This is a genomic window from Paenibacillus etheri (assembly GCF_001012825.1).
Lineage (GTDB): Bacteria > Bacillota > Bacilli > Paenibacillales > Paenibacillaceae > Paenibacillus_AQ > Paenibacillus_AQ etheri.
This window is the reverse complement of the sequence record NZ_LCZJ02000015.1, coordinates 56,825-69,854: the sequence shown is the minus strand read 5'-3', so window position 1 is coordinate 69,854 and position 13,030 is coordinate 56,825. Positions and strand designations below refer to the sequence as shown.

General features: G+C 42.1%; 19 protein-coding genes. 1 reads left to right on the top strand and 18 read right to left on the bottom strand.

All coding sequences use genetic code 11. The features are described 5' to 3' along the window. Positions 1 to 6: 6 nt before the first annotated feature. From UQ64_RS03355 to UQ64_RS03330, 6 genes are all read right to left on the bottom strand, one after another. Positions 7 to 1,236: a HEPN domain-containing protein gene (locus tag UQ64_RS03355; RefSeq protein ID WP_156417432.1), complete on the bottom strand. Its 1,230-nt coding sequence runs from the start codon at positions 1,234 to 1,236 to the stop codon at positions 7 to 9. Positions 1,237 to 1,315: 79 nt separating this feature from the next. Next, positions 1,316 to 2,353: a DNA cytosine methyltransferase gene (locus UQ64_RS03350; RefSeq protein ID WP_060622097.1), complete on the bottom strand. Its 1,038-nt coding sequence runs from the start codon at positions 2,351 to 2,353 to the stop codon at positions 1,316 to 1,318. Beyond that, complete coding sequence (locus UQ64_RS03345) at positions 2,350 to 2,886, bottom strand: ParB N-terminal domain-containing protein (protein WP_060622096.1); 537 nt, start codon at positions 2,884 to 2,886, stop codon at positions 2,350 to 2,352. The genes UQ64_RS03350 and UQ64_RS03345 overlap by 4 nt, the downstream gene beginning before the upstream one ends. A 59-nt stretch (positions 2,887 to 2,945) precedes the next feature. Beyond that, on the bottom strand, positions 2,946 to 3,758 hold the full coding sequence (locus UQ64_RS03340) for a hypothetical protein (protein ID WP_060622095.1): 813 nt from the start codon (positions 3,756 to 3,758) through the stop codon (positions 2,946 to 2,948). Between the two features lie 292 nt (positions 3,759 to 4,050). After that, entirely contained in the window at positions 4,051 to 4,695 is a 645-nt protein-coding gene (locus tag UQ64_RS30635) for a helix-turn-helix domain-containing protein (protein WP_167348451.1), read from the bottom strand. Between the two features lie 498 nt (positions 4,696 to 5,193). Then, complete coding sequence (locus UQ64_RS03330) at positions 5,194 to 5,805, bottom strand: restriction endonuclease (protein WP_245237841.1); 612 nt, start codon at positions 5,803 to 5,805, stop codon at positions 5,194 to 5,196. Between the two features lie 446 nt (positions 5,806 to 6,251). On the opposite strand from UQ64_RS03330, the gene UQ64_RS03325 reads away from it, so the two are divergent. Next, a complete protein-coding gene (locus tag UQ64_RS03325; protein ID WP_060622094.1) occupies positions 6,252 to 6,755 on the top strand; it encodes a hypothetical protein in 504 nt (167 codons plus the stop codon). Between the two features lie 91 nt (positions 6,756 to 6,846). On the opposite strand, the gene UQ64_RS03320 is transcribed toward UQ64_RS03325, so the two are convergent. The 12 genes from UQ64_RS03320 to UQ64_RS03275 all read right to left on the bottom strand — a co-directional run bounded on the left by UQ64_RS03320 (position 6,847) and on the right by UQ64_RS03275 (position 13,027). Then, positions 6,847 to 7,338, bottom strand: coding sequence for a hypothetical protein (locus UQ64_RS03320; RefSeq protein ID WP_060622153.1), 492 nt, complete (start codon positions 7,336 to 7,338; stop codon positions 6,847 to 6,849). 144 nt (positions 7,339 to 7,482) lie between these two features. Next, positions 7,483 to 8,073 (bottom strand): HNH endonuclease signature motif containing protein, encoded by a 591-nt coding sequence (locus tag UQ64_RS03315; RefSeq protein ID WP_060622093.1) that lies wholly within the window; start codon positions 8,071 to 8,073, stop codon positions 7,483 to 7,485. A gap of 3 nt (positions 8,074 to 8,076) precedes the next feature. Next, positions 8,077 to 8,307 (bottom strand): hypothetical protein, encoded by a 231-nt coding sequence (locus UQ64_RS03310; protein ID WP_060622092.1) that lies wholly within the window; start codon positions 8,305 to 8,307, stop codon positions 8,077 to 8,079. A 34-nt stretch (positions 8,308 to 8,341) separates the two neighbouring features. Further along, positions 8,342 to 8,773 carry a DUF5348 domain-containing protein gene (locus UQ64_RS03305; RefSeq protein WP_060622091.1) on the bottom strand — a complete coding sequence of 144 codons (432 nt, stop codon included), beginning with the start codon at positions 8,771 to 8,773 and terminating at the stop codon, positions 8,342 to 8,344. Between the two features lie 4 nt (positions 8,774 to 8,777). Continuing rightward, positions 8,778 to 8,960 carry an IDEAL domain-containing protein gene (locus UQ64_RS03300; RefSeq protein ID WP_060622090.1) on the bottom strand — a complete coding sequence of 61 codons (183 nt, stop codon included), beginning with the start codon at positions 8,958 to 8,960 and terminating at the stop codon, positions 8,778 to 8,780. A 32-nt stretch (positions 8,961 to 8,992) separates the two neighbouring features. Then, positions 8,993 to 9,817, bottom strand: coding sequence for a hypothetical protein (locus tag UQ64_RS03295; RefSeq protein ID WP_060622089.1), 825 nt, complete (start codon positions 9,815 to 9,817; stop codon positions 8,993 to 8,995). Between the two features lie 22 nt (positions 9,818 to 9,839). Then, the gene (locus UQ64_RS03290) at positions 9,840 to 10,253 is read right to left on the bottom strand and encodes a RusA family crossover junction endodeoxyribonuclease (protein WP_060622088.1); all 414 of its coding nucleotides are present in this window, start codon (positions 10,251 to 10,253) and stop codon (positions 9,840 to 9,842) included. Next, the gene (locus UQ64_RS30630; RefSeq protein WP_156417430.1) at positions 10,204 to 10,401 is read right to left on the bottom strand and encodes a hypothetical protein; all 198 of its coding nucleotides are present in this window, start codon (positions 10,399 to 10,401) and stop codon (positions 10,204 to 10,206) included. Before UQ64_RS30630 ends, UQ64_RS03290 begins: the two co-directional genes overlap by 50 nt. Further along, on the bottom strand, positions 10,382 to 10,585 hold the full coding sequence (locus tag UQ64_RS03285) for a hypothetical protein (RefSeq protein ID WP_060622087.1): 204 nt from the start codon (positions 10,583 to 10,585) through the stop codon (positions 10,382 to 10,384). Before UQ64_RS03285 ends, UQ64_RS30630 begins: the two co-directional genes overlap by 20 nt. Before the next feature lie 2 nt (positions 10,586 to 10,587). After that, positions 10,588 to 10,749 (bottom strand): DUF6906 family protein, encoded by a 162-nt coding sequence (locus UQ64_RS31200; RefSeq protein ID WP_167348450.1) that lies wholly within the window; start codon positions 10,747 to 10,749, stop codon positions 10,588 to 10,590. A gap of 12 nt (positions 10,750 to 10,761) precedes the next feature. Beyond that, positions 10,762 to 12,081, bottom strand: coding sequence for a replicative DNA helicase (locus tag UQ64_RS03280; protein ID WP_245237840.1), 1,320 nt, complete (start codon positions 12,079 to 12,081; stop codon positions 10,762 to 10,764). Continuing rightward, positions 12,014 to 13,027, bottom strand: a complete 1,014-nt coding sequence (locus tag UQ64_RS03275) for a replication protein (protein ID WP_280818146.1) — start codon at positions 13,025 to 13,027, stop codon at positions 12,014 to 12,016. Before UQ64_RS03275 ends, UQ64_RS03280 begins: the two co-directional genes overlap by 68 nt. Between the last annotated feature and the right edge of the window lie 3 nt (positions 13,028 to 13,030).

The following is a 13,030-nucleotide window of genomic DNA, read 5'->3' as shown; positions in this document are numbered from 1 at the left end:
CGTTTGCTATGAATATTTTTTAATTTTAACCCATTCTCCTACTTGTTCTATAGTTTGAAAATCTTTAAACGTCTCATTTTTCACAAGTGTTGTAATCAGGTTTTTTAATAAGGAGAACACTTCATAAATAACATTTTCACTAACCTCATGGCTCCCACCATGTGCAATCGCAGATCGTATTCCATAAATACTTTTAATCATTTTTTCTATTTTTAGTCTATCATTCAAATCATCTGAAATAATGAAAGCAGCAAATTCCGCCATTTGATAAGTAATTGAAGGTGACACCATAGAACCTTTCTGTTGAAACTGTAATAAAGCCTCTAAAGCAAAAACATATTGAGTTAAGGCTCTTGCTTGTTCTTCATCCCGTAAGGCTTTACCTGACCAAGCTATAGCAGAGATAATACGCTTTTCTAATTCAGTCGGATTTTTTTTACCGAGTATCTCCCATAATCTATCATGACCATATTCCGGATCATTAATCGGAAACTTATGAAGATGAATGGGCTTAATCGCCCCACTCATCTTATTCGTTGAACTAGTGATCTCGTCTGAAAGAAGAATGCCTGTTGTTCTTTTAAATACATTAAAATTAAAAATACCTACATCATATCTTTTTTCTATGTCACCGATCATAAATCGGATAGTATCTTCAAACTGTCTTAACCTCAAAAGCGCTTTTTCATTAGCTCTCGATGCATCTCTAGTTTTTTCGACAACACCAATAATAACTTCACTTTCTAAGGATATTTCATCTAAATCATCTAGTTCAACTTTACCATGTGGATATTTCTCCAGTAAATTTTCTCGATGAGTTTTTGTATTATAAATTGTGTACGGTCCTATTATTAATGGGTGACCTTTAAAATATTCCGCACCATACAAATGATACAATACTTCGAATGAATAGATTGGCTCACTCTTGAGATTTTTAAACAAATCTTTTATGTAGTCTAAGATCAGTTTACCCTCATCAACACACTTTCGGACTAATATGAATAATTCAGAGCGTACTCTATCTCGTGAAATAGTGTCATAAATCTCTCTGTCTTTGGTCCACATGTACTCAACAGTGTCAGTAAATGCTTTAACATTATCTATTCCACGAAATGTTAGGGCACCATCACCCATTCCATTGCACATATACGGTTCTCCTATTTGTCTCTCTACGTATCCCTGTTCCACTCTTAACAGTAAATCATTAACCATATCTAAAACTTTAGTATGATCCACGGACTCACCTACCAACTAAGATATATTTTCTATCAATAATAACATATATTTAGATGTATCGATATTTACACCTTTTTATCTATTTTTCACTTAACCATTGAAGATTGATCTGCTCCGCTAACTTCTTCATCATCAACGGCGGAACGCTCATACCGCATACATACTGCACATTAGCATCCATAAAATCATAATCCGAAGGAAATGTCTGCATACGAATCGCATCCATATCGCTGATGTGTCTCGGCTGATCCGTCCGAAGAAACACAGATGAACTGGCTAGAGTGTTCGCTACCTTCTGATCTTTAAGCAGGATCGTGTTGAAGTTGCTCATTTTCCCTTCTTCTCGTTCAGTCACATCGCCCATATTTAAATCTGGTGGACGTCGTTTATGCCAGCGGGTATATGTCTTGCTATCTGGATTTATCGGAGAACCCTCTCCACTACGAATATCTCCATATAGTATAGGCGGCTCGTTGAATTCCAATTGGAGCGATGGAAGGTTTTGATCCTCCCGAGAAGCGATAAAGAAAAGGCGTTCCCTTTTTTGAGGGACGCCCATAGTAGCCGAATTTAGTAGAAAGAGTTGTGGCTTATACCCAAGCTCTCGAAAGCGAGACAAGACCAAACTGATGAAGCCCCGGGCTTTTCCAACCATCATGCCTCGAACGTTCTCGGCGATAGCCACCTTGGGCCGAAGCTTCTCAGCCACATCCAAGAAATCAAAGAATAGATCATCCAGTCGCTGCACTGCCTGTTCCTCGCGGAAAGCATGCTCCCCACCCCACTTGTCCTCTCGATCTCCTGCCATGGAAAACACGCTACAAGGCGGCGAACCATCCAAGATATCTAGGTCAAACAACTCAGGTGGAAGCTCTTGATTAGGCAACGCCTTGAAATCCTGAATGGGCAACAAAAATGGATACTTCGGCTTATGATTCTGCCGATAGATCCGCATCATCTGTGGGTCGATCTCTACATTGCCCAGCACCGTGTATCCTGCCAGCTTATATCCCATCGTAGAGCCACCGCCACAGGAGAAGCAAGAAAATACCATTCTCCCATTCTTCTGGACGTTGGAAAGATCTGATAACCTCCAATCCCATGCTGGACGACTCATGAAGCGTCCTCTTTATCAAAGACGAATCCACAACGAGGACATTTACAATCAAAGCGTGACTCATCGAATTCACTGACATCTAACTCACGGTTCTGGAAATCTCCAAGCTGATCAGCAGCCGGCTCAGTGAAATCAGCGATTAACCTCTCAGCTTCTCCTGCATCAAAACCGGACAGCGCCAGATCGGCCCCACCCTCTTGCAGCTCACCTAGTAATTGCGCCAGCGCCTCGTCATCCCAGCGACCAGACACTTTATTCAGTGCCAGATTCAGCAGTCGCTCCCGATCCGGGTCTAAGTTGACTACCGAAACGGCCAGTTCCGTGCAGCCCTGCTCATTTACCAGCACCTTGTATCGTTGGTGGCCGCCGACCATGTTTCCGGTCTGTTCATTCCACACAATCGGGTCAATGTAGCCGAATTCATCCAGGCTGCGGCGAAGCTTCTCGTATTCTAGATCTCCCGGCTGAAGGTCGACGCGGGGGTTATAGACAGCTGCATTGAGCTGCTCGATCGGTATGATTCTGATGTCCATGGTGGGGCCTCCCTAAAAAATGAAAAGCCACTCCGTAGAGTGACTTAAAGTATGTATCTTTATTTATATCTTGCATGTAGTTCCTCAAGAGATTGTCTTGCAGCAGATCTCTTTTGTAACTCCTCCTGCTTATTGATTTTTTCGTCGAGAATGAACTCAATCCCTATTCTCACAGCAGGAAAAGCTTCTTTACATTCCTCTTCACTTAATTCATGTATACCTTTACTAAGTATTGAGTAAATAAATCTATTTTCAAGCAAAAATGCAGGAACATATTCCTTTAATAAGGCTATCTTTTCATTCATTCTTGATGAAGAATACTCTGAATCATCCCATTCCGGACTTCCTATAGCCTGTTGATGTGCTTCTTCAATCAAATTTTCAAAAATACGTCTTAAATAAACAAATGATCCTATACCAACACCATGAGCAAATAATCCTATAGCCTTATTGAGTTCGTGGTTGTCAGTCCTCCCCAATACTTTCGAGTATTTTTTTGTATCTGCATTACTTAAATCTGCAATTGAGGGATACTGCCCAACTTTAGTAAGTTCAATATAATGAATTGAAGGTTTGTAGAGCCTAAAATAAAAACTAATAGTATGGTGCTCATTACGAGAACAATGTAAAGTCAAACTTTTACATACTTCTCTTTGGCTAGGAATAGTATCCACAAAAGGAATACTGGCACCGCCAATACTATGGGGTTCTGGCACCTTTGTGAAAACACTTCCCCTCTCACACTTAGGACAGTAGCAATCGTAAGTATATTCTCTGGTGAAAATTTGATTCACTTCCCAATAGCTACCCAGATCATATTTTTTTGTGTAGTACATGCCACTATTAAAAATCTGTACATGAACATCTCTCATATAGAACCTCTTCCTTTTGATATTAGTTTATATGAAGAAGTGTATTCTATATTCTGTATACCATTTCCTTCTCAGATTTATCTTTCATAATTATTGCATTTGAGTTGAGTTGGTTTTTCATCTTTGGGCAGGCAGATATCCGGCAAGAGATGAAGAGAATCAGCCTGTCCCGCTCCTATTTTCCCTTCACCACACAAACACACGTTCTTTCATATTAAGCCTGAGAACGGCTCACAGAAGGCTGTTTATAGGCAAAAAAAAGCACCCTAATAGGATACTTTTGCATTATATTTCATAGTTTAAGCATATATTTCCCATTCTTTTTTACTATTACTCCTTTATTCAATAATACTTGAACTAATATAGTTACTTTACCTTTGCTAACCGAGATTTTTTTGCATAGATCATCTAACCATATGCCATTACTACCTACTTTTTCTAACTGCTCTATAATTAAATTTTGTACATTTGTTGAATCTCCCTGTGCATTAAGGAAACTTGAGACATCCTCATAATTTTCTTCATTATATTGAAGTGCACTTTCTAGCATATTAGTTAACGTATTAAGTTTTCCTAATAACTTAGTCTCCTCAGGAGATTGTTCATCTTCAGAGGCAGTTTGCGTAATCTCTTTTGCTTCTTGAATTATGTTAGTTGCGTCTTTTAAAACACTTTGGACCTTACCTTTATTTAAAAGATCTACGAATAATTGATCATTTGAAAAATCACTCGGGGCATATAACACCTTATGATTAAACAAAAGCACAAGAAAAAAAAGCCCCACTAAACCAATAGGAAATAGCATGACGAACCAAATAAATATTTTTTGAATCTCTAAAGGTAATCCTAGTAAAACTCCTGTACCAGCTATTTCAGCAATTCCCGCAAAAATTGCTATTATCGTAAGTGGATTCTGCACTTTGGTTCTATTATTCATTATCATCCCCCCAAAACAATACTAAGCCACAAGTTAAAATCTTACAATATTTTTATATTTCTACTTAGTTTTTTTTACACAGATCGGCCTTCCACAAAACTGCGCTGTTCCTTCCCAACGGCCCCATATGCAACCCTTACACTTAGTTGGCTGCCGAGGCGGATCTTTTAATCGCCGTTGCTGTTTTTTCTTCTTCAAATTAACTCCCCCAATAGAAAAAGCCACCCAATAATGAGCGACTTTAGCTTTGATATGTATGATTTTTAGCGATGAAATTTCGTTTCAGACAAATTCACACGCTTATAAAGAACGGCGTCCGCTACGCATCCGCAGCAAATGCGCTGTGCTCTTTGCTTAAAATCTTTACGGACTTTGTAAAAAAGGAGAACAAGACCATTTTACAGAGCCGGTGAAATAAGAGTCAAAGCCACCGTCGGTGAATATAAGGCTTTTGCACATCTATTTACATGTCATGCTTTGTATTGCTAACTATTTCGCTTAAGCACTCGTCTTAGCATTACTGGCTCTTTTAGCAGCTGTCATCTTCTCTCTCATTTGCAGAAGCATTTCAATAAGTTCTTCACGGCCGATGAGACGCACATTATTTGAATTCGCTAGCTTGTAAGCCTGCTCAGTATAATCTCTGTTCGTTACAACCCAAGCAGCTGACGCGCCGTAATGCGAAACTGCGCCGCGAACCTCTTGAACTGCCTTCAATCCAACATTCTTACTGTATCGCTTAGCCTGGACAACAATTCGCTTCCCGTCTTTAGATAGGACCAGATCAGCGCCGTAATCACCTGTTGCTTGTGTAACTTCAGCTTTGTATCCTTGAGATCGAAATAGGTGGCCAAGGTATTGTTCGAACTGAACTCCCTCCATCTTATCGATCTCAGCAATACCAGATTTCTTCAATCTTTCTTCATGCTTCAATTTACGCGATATCAGTGCCGCAATAACAACTGCTACGACTAGGATACATACAATAATTGAGACCTGAATCGATTTCGTTAATGTATACGTTAAGGCAAGTGATCCGAATAACGATAGTACCATTACCCCGTTTACAAATTCCTCTTCCTGCTTCGCCTTACTCTTTCTTCTTGCCACTTGAAACCCCTCCGCGAATATGATCGTATAGGTCTGTATTCGTCACAAAGGAAGGAATTCCCTCTTTTGGTGTCGAACTTTAGTCCTACAAATAACGGAGGTGACTATACTTATGGATAGAGTGAGCGAAGCTTTTAAACCAGTCATATTAAAAATTCTTGTTGGTGGTGCATCAATAGCCATGATCTTCAAGCTACTTCAAATGTTTTCATAGAAAAAGCGAGAGGAGGTACGCTTCTCTTAAGCGCCGCTGCTGCGGCCGAATGTGTCACTCTCGCCTGATTTCCACAATCTCATAGTAGCATGGAAAAAGCGTCATATGGTGTTCAACATACGGTCAAGCTATGCTCAAATCGCGATCATTTTAGATCGATTACTTCCATCTAAATTAAATAATTCAACCGAATTTTATAAATAAAAGACAACTATGCTATTGGAGGCTAGGTATGAAAAAAAACAATCTTGAAACATTTACTGATTTTATTGGATATTTCCAAAAGGAAACAGATAGAGGAGCAGCTTTGATTGGAGCGGCAATGGTTGAATCTAAATTAGAATATTTGCTCAAGGAAACGTTAGTAGACAACTTCTCGAAAGCAGAACTGTTTAATGGTCCGAACTCACCACTTGGAACATTTAGTTCTAAAATCAAGCTATGTCATGCCCTAGGTTTTATTACAGACAAAGAAGCCAGAGAAGCTAATATGATTAGGAAAGTACGAAATGAATTTGCACATAATCTTGAGGAATTGAGTTTTTCTAGTCAGCCTGTTTCTAATTATTGTTTACAGTTACAAGCCAATACTCCAGGAGATATAAAAAAAGAAAAAAATTATCGGTTTTTATTCGTTAATTCAGTTATTTTTTTAACTATGGCGATATGGAACAGACCTCAATTTGTAAATAAGAATATAAAGCTTGAACAAAGAGCCTGGGAAATTGAATTATAGGACACGTACTGAAGTGAAACAGCGAAAGACTTGGAACAATTCCTCTCTTCGTCAGTCGCTGTTCCAATCATAATTCGTTTATGTTAAACATTTAAAATTCCGAATTATCATTATCGAAGAACCCCATCAGCTTTAATGTATTTGCAATACTATCGATCCCTTCGTTGAGCTTCCGCCGAATTGTACTATCACTCATGCCATGTCGAAAAAACATTACTGTTTCCTTAAATGAATGGCCTTCAATATATCTATGTTGAATTGCATCGCGTGCTTCCTTGTCCTGAATTAGAGCAGTTGCTCGCCGGATAACCCCTGTATAAAGCTGATACTGCTCGTATACCCACCGTTGCTTTTCCATCAGAATAACGGCATTAGCAGACTTGTCGGCGTGCAGCTCATCTTGATCGATCCTTCGTGCGACTTCTCCATCAATAGACACTTGCTGCATATCTTGCATAAATCCTTCATAGTCGTTCATTAACAACGACATGCTTTTAAATTTACAAAGGAGGAACTTTGTCCGCTGGATCTCTGCCTCACTCGCTGTTGGAAAAAGCTCATCCTGCCCCCACGCCATCGCCATCGCCATCCCCCTACTCCCCTTTATGCTATAATGTCAAGAGGATGGCTTAACTGAAGGACCCCCGCCCCGGCCAAGGTAATGGGGGTCTTTGCAATTATTGTTTTTCATCAGTAGAAAGTTTTTGCTGCAGTTCAATTAAGTACATTAACGTCTGCTCCGCTTTCTTTCCCCCATTTTTTGAATAATGTTGGCCAAAATAATACCACTCCTTGTGAGCTCTGCATCATTTTGGATAAACCCTCTTTTATTCATGATCGCCAGTTGCCCTCGGGTAACCAGAATCAAATTATATGGATCGAAGTTGCGCCTGTCCCCATCCCCAAAGATGACTACATGTCCCTTGGGAACAGAGCAACCGCAGTACTGCTCCCAAATGATCAGGTGTTTTCCACGCCATTTATTCGGGTCGGCAATCTTGATATCGACATAATCATCCCCATTGACCCTCTCGGAGCCTACAGGGACGTAATTGTGCGGCTTATGGCCCTTCTTGAATTGAGTATCTTCGCCGCCGGTCCATAACTTCTTCTTTCCCTTATTGGGTGGAACGCTACCCGGTTTGATCCTGGCATCGATTCCGCTCTTCAACCCGTTATTTTTGATGAAGGCTCTCATTTGCGAAGGCTGGATCTCCACGTCGAACTTCTCATTAAACATTGAAGTCAATTCCAGAACATATCGTCCATGAATGTTGGTGCTGATAAATTCCTTGTGCTCCAAACTGTATCGGAACATTGATTATCCCTCCAACATCTTAGGGATGGCTGTATTAGCATTCATTTTGTCATCAGTCAGCTTTATTGCATCCAATACAAGGGAACCATTTGCAATAATTTGAGAAGCGACGCTTGTCACAGCCTTTGCTCTACCGATCTCATCCGCCAATTTTTCTCCGGTTAATTCCTCGTCACTTAGCCGCTCTAATTGAGCAAACAGGTGATTATTCAAATCTCCTAATGTGTTTCGCATTAATACACCCCCTAATGATTTGAGCTAAGCACCTTTAATCCCACATAGGCAGTTGTTTGACCCTAACCCGTAGTCCTTCCATTGGAAGCTTCGGATTACTGACAATATAATAATCTCCATTGTGCTCCACATGAGAGTACACCCAGCGACTCTCTCCTGTAGAATCTTCGGATAAATATTCAATAGAAGCACCGGACGTGTAATAAGCATGCTTTCCGGTTGTGTATCTACCATCTTTCCCTTTGTGAAGTAAACCTTCTTCAATCACAGGTGCCGTCACTTGGCGTATATACCGCCTAACCTCGTCCAATTTACTGCTAATCTGATAAAACATACCCCGAAGATACATCTCTTGAGGATCTCCCTCGTTGTAAACCCCCTCATTTTCAGCTTCATTGATCATATTTGTAACCCACTTAATCCGAGGTTCAAGCTTCTCTAGCTCTACCTGTATTAGGTCTTTCATTTCTTCACTCCCCCTTCCTTAATCTTTTTAACTCCGTCGAATACCGATAAAAGATCTCCTCATCTCGCTCATCCAGTGCTTGATCGATAAGTGTCCGAAGCTCGGCAATCCGATGTTTCCTCACTGCCGTTTCCCAAACCACTTCGATATATTTATCAATTGCCATTGCATAAACCGCAAAGATCAAAGTGACACCTCCCTAGGTAAGAGAAAAGCAGCTTACGCTGCTCCTCCATTCTTCATTTTCTTTGCTGCCAGCTTGCGATATGCCGTCCATCTTGTCGATAGTTGCCCACTGGTCATGCCATTTTCATTAGCGATTTCGCGCCATGTCTTATCTTCATTGATACGTTTCTCCAGAAGAACAGGGAATGGGATTGGCTGTCCATCATATTCGACTTCAGGAAAGATTGGGCGTTCAGCAAGGATAAAAGCGTCCAGTTCTTCCTTACTTGTCTCATCTGCAGAAGCTTCACGTAGATCAGAGCTTTCACCTTTCACAACTTGTTCCCCTGATTCAACAGGATCACCCTCGTAATCTTGGCTGTCAGTTCCAGCTCCATCATTCATCCAATCAGGTTCGAGTTCTGCACCCTCTGAACGCTCATCAGAACCGCCATCATTAATATCTTCTTCAGATGATTGAACGCCATTAGTGTCTTCTTCCGCATCCGGCTCAACAATCTCAATATCATCAGTCTTCTGCTCGCCGCTCGATTCACCCTCCTGCTGCTCGAAGAGATTACCTTGATCGGGATCTTCTTCACCAAGCTTCTCTGTGCTCATCACGATACCGGAAGCATCAGTTGTGACACGACGGCCAGTGACTTCCCGGTATATATCTCCGTCCTCTTCATCGAAATCAAAAGCAGCCTGCGGATCTCCCATGAAGACATTGATCTTTTCCCCTTGATTGCTGCTGAGGAACAAGAAATTCTCCTGCATGACTCTCAGTGGCACAAGCAATTTGACTTCAACGTCGGCATCTCCGACTTTAATTCCTTTGGCAATAGTTGCACTAAATTTCGCATAATCCTTTATCATATCGATCTTCCCCTCAAGTTTTTTATTGGAGTTGCTTGATCTTCACTTCAATGCGCGGTCTAGCGCTGTACCGCTTACGAACAAAAGCGTCCACTACCTGGCTATCATCCTTCCAGATGATGCCCTTCAGCGCATCCTTAACACCCTTCAGATAGTTGTCCGCATCAGGCTTTGTCACTGGGAGAATATCACCACGCTCTGCAGCCGCTGCTTTTTTCTGACTAAAGCTCTTAGGTGTAGAGCGGAAGGCAGTAACCGCAATTCCGAGAGGTCCTTCCAGCAGCGCTGCTGGCGCATACTCACTGGCAGCCAAACGGACATAATCCTTATAATCTCTTGATTTGGCCGGATCATAGGCTCTCGGGAATCCACCGGCAGTGCTAAATTTAGGCCGGCCCTGGGCGACCGGTTCTCCGTAAACCGTAAACTGAATCATTACGTTTCCCTCCTCGATGCTTAACCGGCATCATCGCTGTATCAAGAACGTACACCATACCTGCCATCGCTCCAGTCTCATCCATAACAACGAAGTAATTTTGCTGCTGAAAGAATGGATCAATCGGCTTACGCTTCTTTACAACCATTAAGATCGACTCCCCTCATTCGTATACCGATCGCGAGTTCAAACTCAGCAATACCCTCATCCACTTCCGTGGGCTCCATGTCCGAAAACTCAGAAAGCAGATCGGTACGTCCCAGAGCAACTCCGGTATCTATATAATGACGACGCATCTGGTTATACACGTGCCAGTAATTCCTCCTACCCATCGTTAGGCCCCCTTACTGATCGTCTTCGGCTTGCCGGATTTTCGATGAATTAACACAAGCTGTGTTGGTGTCTCCCTTTCCACCAACCAATTCTCCAGCACCAGACCCTTCGCTGCTGTAATCATGATCTTCTGTTTCTTCGTTGGCCGCTTCCCCTGCTTCATGCCGTTGCCCCCTTATGCAATCTGCTGTGTTTCTTTTTTAAAATTAAGTTTTACCATTCCTGTTGGACCGTTCCGCTGCTTGGCCAGATTAACCTCCATGATTCCCGGATCAGGTGTATCTTGGTTGTAGTACTCATCCCGATACAACATGATAATGTCATCAGCCACCGCGCTTATCGCTGCACTTCCAGACAAGTCTGAGATGAACGGCCTCTTGTTCTGCCGTGTATCCACTTCTTGTTTCACTTGGGATAATCCAACCATCACACAGTCACAATCCTTCGCTGCCTTACGAAGCTTCTGACAGACCCGGTGAAGACCAGATCCACTGTTGTCATTTGCCGCAGCTTCCTCAAGAACTTCCTGCAGGTAATCCACGATTACTAAATCCAGACCTTCCTGTCTCTTTAACCGACGCATCTCCGAACAGATATAATCTGCCGTTACGCCACGGCTATCATCGATGTGAATCCGTCGAACCAAATCCATGTGTCGAGAAATCATCTCCAAGTGACCTGGGGTCAAATTACCTGAACGAATCGCCTGCATTGATATTCCTGATAAATTCGATAGAGCTCGGTTGTACTTCTGTCCTTTGGACATTTCGAGTGAAAAGCTCGCCACCTTAAACCCTCGTTTGGTCACTCTGAGCTCGATTTCATTAGCGAATGCCGATTTACCGATACTCGTCCTGGCACCTACTACGATCAGATTTGTGCGCTGGAAGCCAAGAGTCAGGCGATCGATAGCATCCCAACCTGTCATTATGCCAAGAGCACGACCTGGATCTTGAGTTTTAAGAACCAATTCCTCGTACCAATCGATGATGTCATCCATCCTGGTGTCCTGCTGAAGCGCCTTTGGTCGTATATCCAACGAACGCTGTTCAAACTCATCGAGAATGCTCTCGAAGCTACCGGCGGAAAAATCGGAGAATTTGTCTTTGTACTCTTCAACCAGTGCCATTGCTTTTCTGCGCGCATCCGCTTCGATTAGTTCACGAACATTGTTTTCAATTCGTCCGGCAGTTACAGCCGAATGGGTTAATTTTGTCAGATAATCAAATCCGCCTACTCTTTCGAGGTGCTTCCCGAACACTGTTGCGAAGGTGGTAAAGGACAATTCCTTCCCCTGTTGGTGAAGCTCTTGAATCATCTTGATCAAATTACGATGCCAAGGCTGAGTGAATACAGAAGGTTGGATGGACATTGCAACTTCAGAAACAAGGGACGGATCAAGGAAGAAAGAACCTAAGATTTCAATTTCAAGCAGTTCCGTATTGAGCAAGTCGTTGTTCATCTGCCTTTCGTATCCGGTCCATGATCGGATCATTTTCAGGAATGGTTGTAATTGCAGGCGAATCACGTCCCCCACTAGTCACAGCCTCAGGTCCTCCACGTTTCCGGTAACCCTTTAAAATCCCCCCGACATAAGCGAGGGTCAAGACCTTATGCCTACTGGCCTCCCTCATTGCCTTCAGCATCCACTCTCCGCCATATTCATCGAAGAGCGCTCCAAATTCTTCAGTTTCAAAAGGAGTTACCTTACCGTCTTCTGTGAAGTTTTTTTCATAGGCTTGGTACAGGTATCCGAAGGAATAATTAGGGCTGCTGTTGATGGTTTTTGGCTCTGTATCTATTTCAGATAAAATACTCTTATTACTACTGCTTCTTTTAATAATTGCTTTAATACTTTCTTTAGAGACGCTGAAAGCCTTGATATGACTGGGATAGTGGCGCCTCACGGTTCCCGAATTGGGAACCGGAAAGTTCCCTTTTTGGGAACCGCACAGTTCCCTTTTTAGGAACTTGGTTCCCGAATGTGTAACTGAGTTCCCTTTTCGGGAACCAATTTTCGGTTCCTTATTTGGGAACTGAGTTCCCTTTTTAGGAACCATTTTTGTGAGATTTGGTGAATGATTTTCGATATTTAAGTTGATTAATTCTTTCATTTTTTTGAGATCAAAACTCTCTATAGGATCAACACTCCACTGGTCATAGTGCTTGTTAATTTGGAAAATATTCAAACTTTGCTCCCATAGAATCACCTTTTTTCCACACAAAGCTATGAGTTCAGCTCGAATATGATTTTTACGAATACCACATAATTCAAAATGCTTCAGCTGCGGTATAATCGCCGATGGCTTCCCGCACCCCCAGCTCAACGTTAAAATGAAATCAATAATGTCGCGCTGTCGCTGAGTGAACTTCCGCCGGATCAGCTCTCTATGAATTTCGTGGTTGATTCGTATATGGGCATCCGTGGGTTGGGGGTTCACGTT

Bases quoted from the DNA above. Each gene is read 5' to 3' on its own strand.
- UQ64_RS03350 (WP_060622097.1), bottom strand. From the start codon at position 2,353: ATGAGTCGTCCAGCATGGGATTGGAGGTTATCAGATCTTTCCAACGTC.
- UQ64_RS03345 (WP_060622096.1), bottom strand. From the start codon at position 2,886: ATGGACATCAGAATCATACCGATCGAGCAGCTCAATGCAGCTGTCTAT.
- UQ64_RS03340 (WP_060622095.1), bottom strand. From the start codon at position 3,758: ATGAGAGATGTTCATGTACAGATTTTTAATAGTGGCATGTACTACACA.
- UQ64_RS30635 (WP_167348451.1), bottom strand. From the start codon at position 4,695: ATGAATAATAGAACCAAAGTGCAGAATCCACTTACGATAATAGCAATT.
- UQ64_RS03325 (WP_060622094.1), top strand. From the start codon at position 6,252: ATGAAAAAAAACAATCTTGAAACATTTACTGATTTTATTGGATATTTC.
- UQ64_RS03320 (WP_060622153.1), bottom strand. From the start codon at position 7,338: ATGGCGATGGCGTGGGGGCAGGATGAGCTTTTTCCAACAGCGAGTGAG.
- UQ64_RS03315 (WP_060622093.1), bottom strand. From the start codon at position 8,073: ATGTTCCGATACAGTTTGGAGCACAAGGAATTTATCAGCACCAACATT.
- UQ64_RS03310 (WP_060622092.1), bottom strand. From the start codon at position 8,307: ATGCGAAACACATTAGGAGATTTGAATAATCACCTGTTTGCTCAATTA.
- UQ64_RS03305 (WP_060622091.1), bottom strand. From the start codon at position 8,773: ATGAAAGACCTAATACAGGTAGAGCTAGAGAAGCTTGAACCTCGGATT.
- UQ64_RS03295 (WP_060622089.1), bottom strand. From the start codon at position 9,817: ATGATAAAGGATTATGCGAAATTTAGTGCAACTATTGCCAAAGGAATT.
- UQ64_RS03290 (WP_060622088.1), bottom strand. From the start codon at position 10,253: ATGATTCAGTTTACGGTTTACGGAGAACCGGTCGCCCAGGGCCGGCCT.
- UQ64_RS30630 (WP_156417430.1), bottom strand. From the start codon at position 10,401: ATGGTTGTAAAGAAGCGTAAGCCGATTGATCCATTCTTTCAGCAGCAA.
- UQ64_RS03285 (WP_060622087.1), bottom strand. From the start codon at position 10,585: ATGGGTAGGAGGAATTACTGGCACGTGTATAACCAGATGCGTCGTCAT.
- UQ64_RS31200 (WP_167348450.1), bottom strand. From the start codon at position 10,749: ATGAAGCAGGGGAAGCGGCCAACGAAGAAACAGAAGATCATGATTACA.
- UQ64_RS03280 (WP_245237840.1), bottom strand. From the start codon at position 12,081: ATGATCCGATCATGGACCGGATACGAAAGGCAGATGAACAACGACTTG.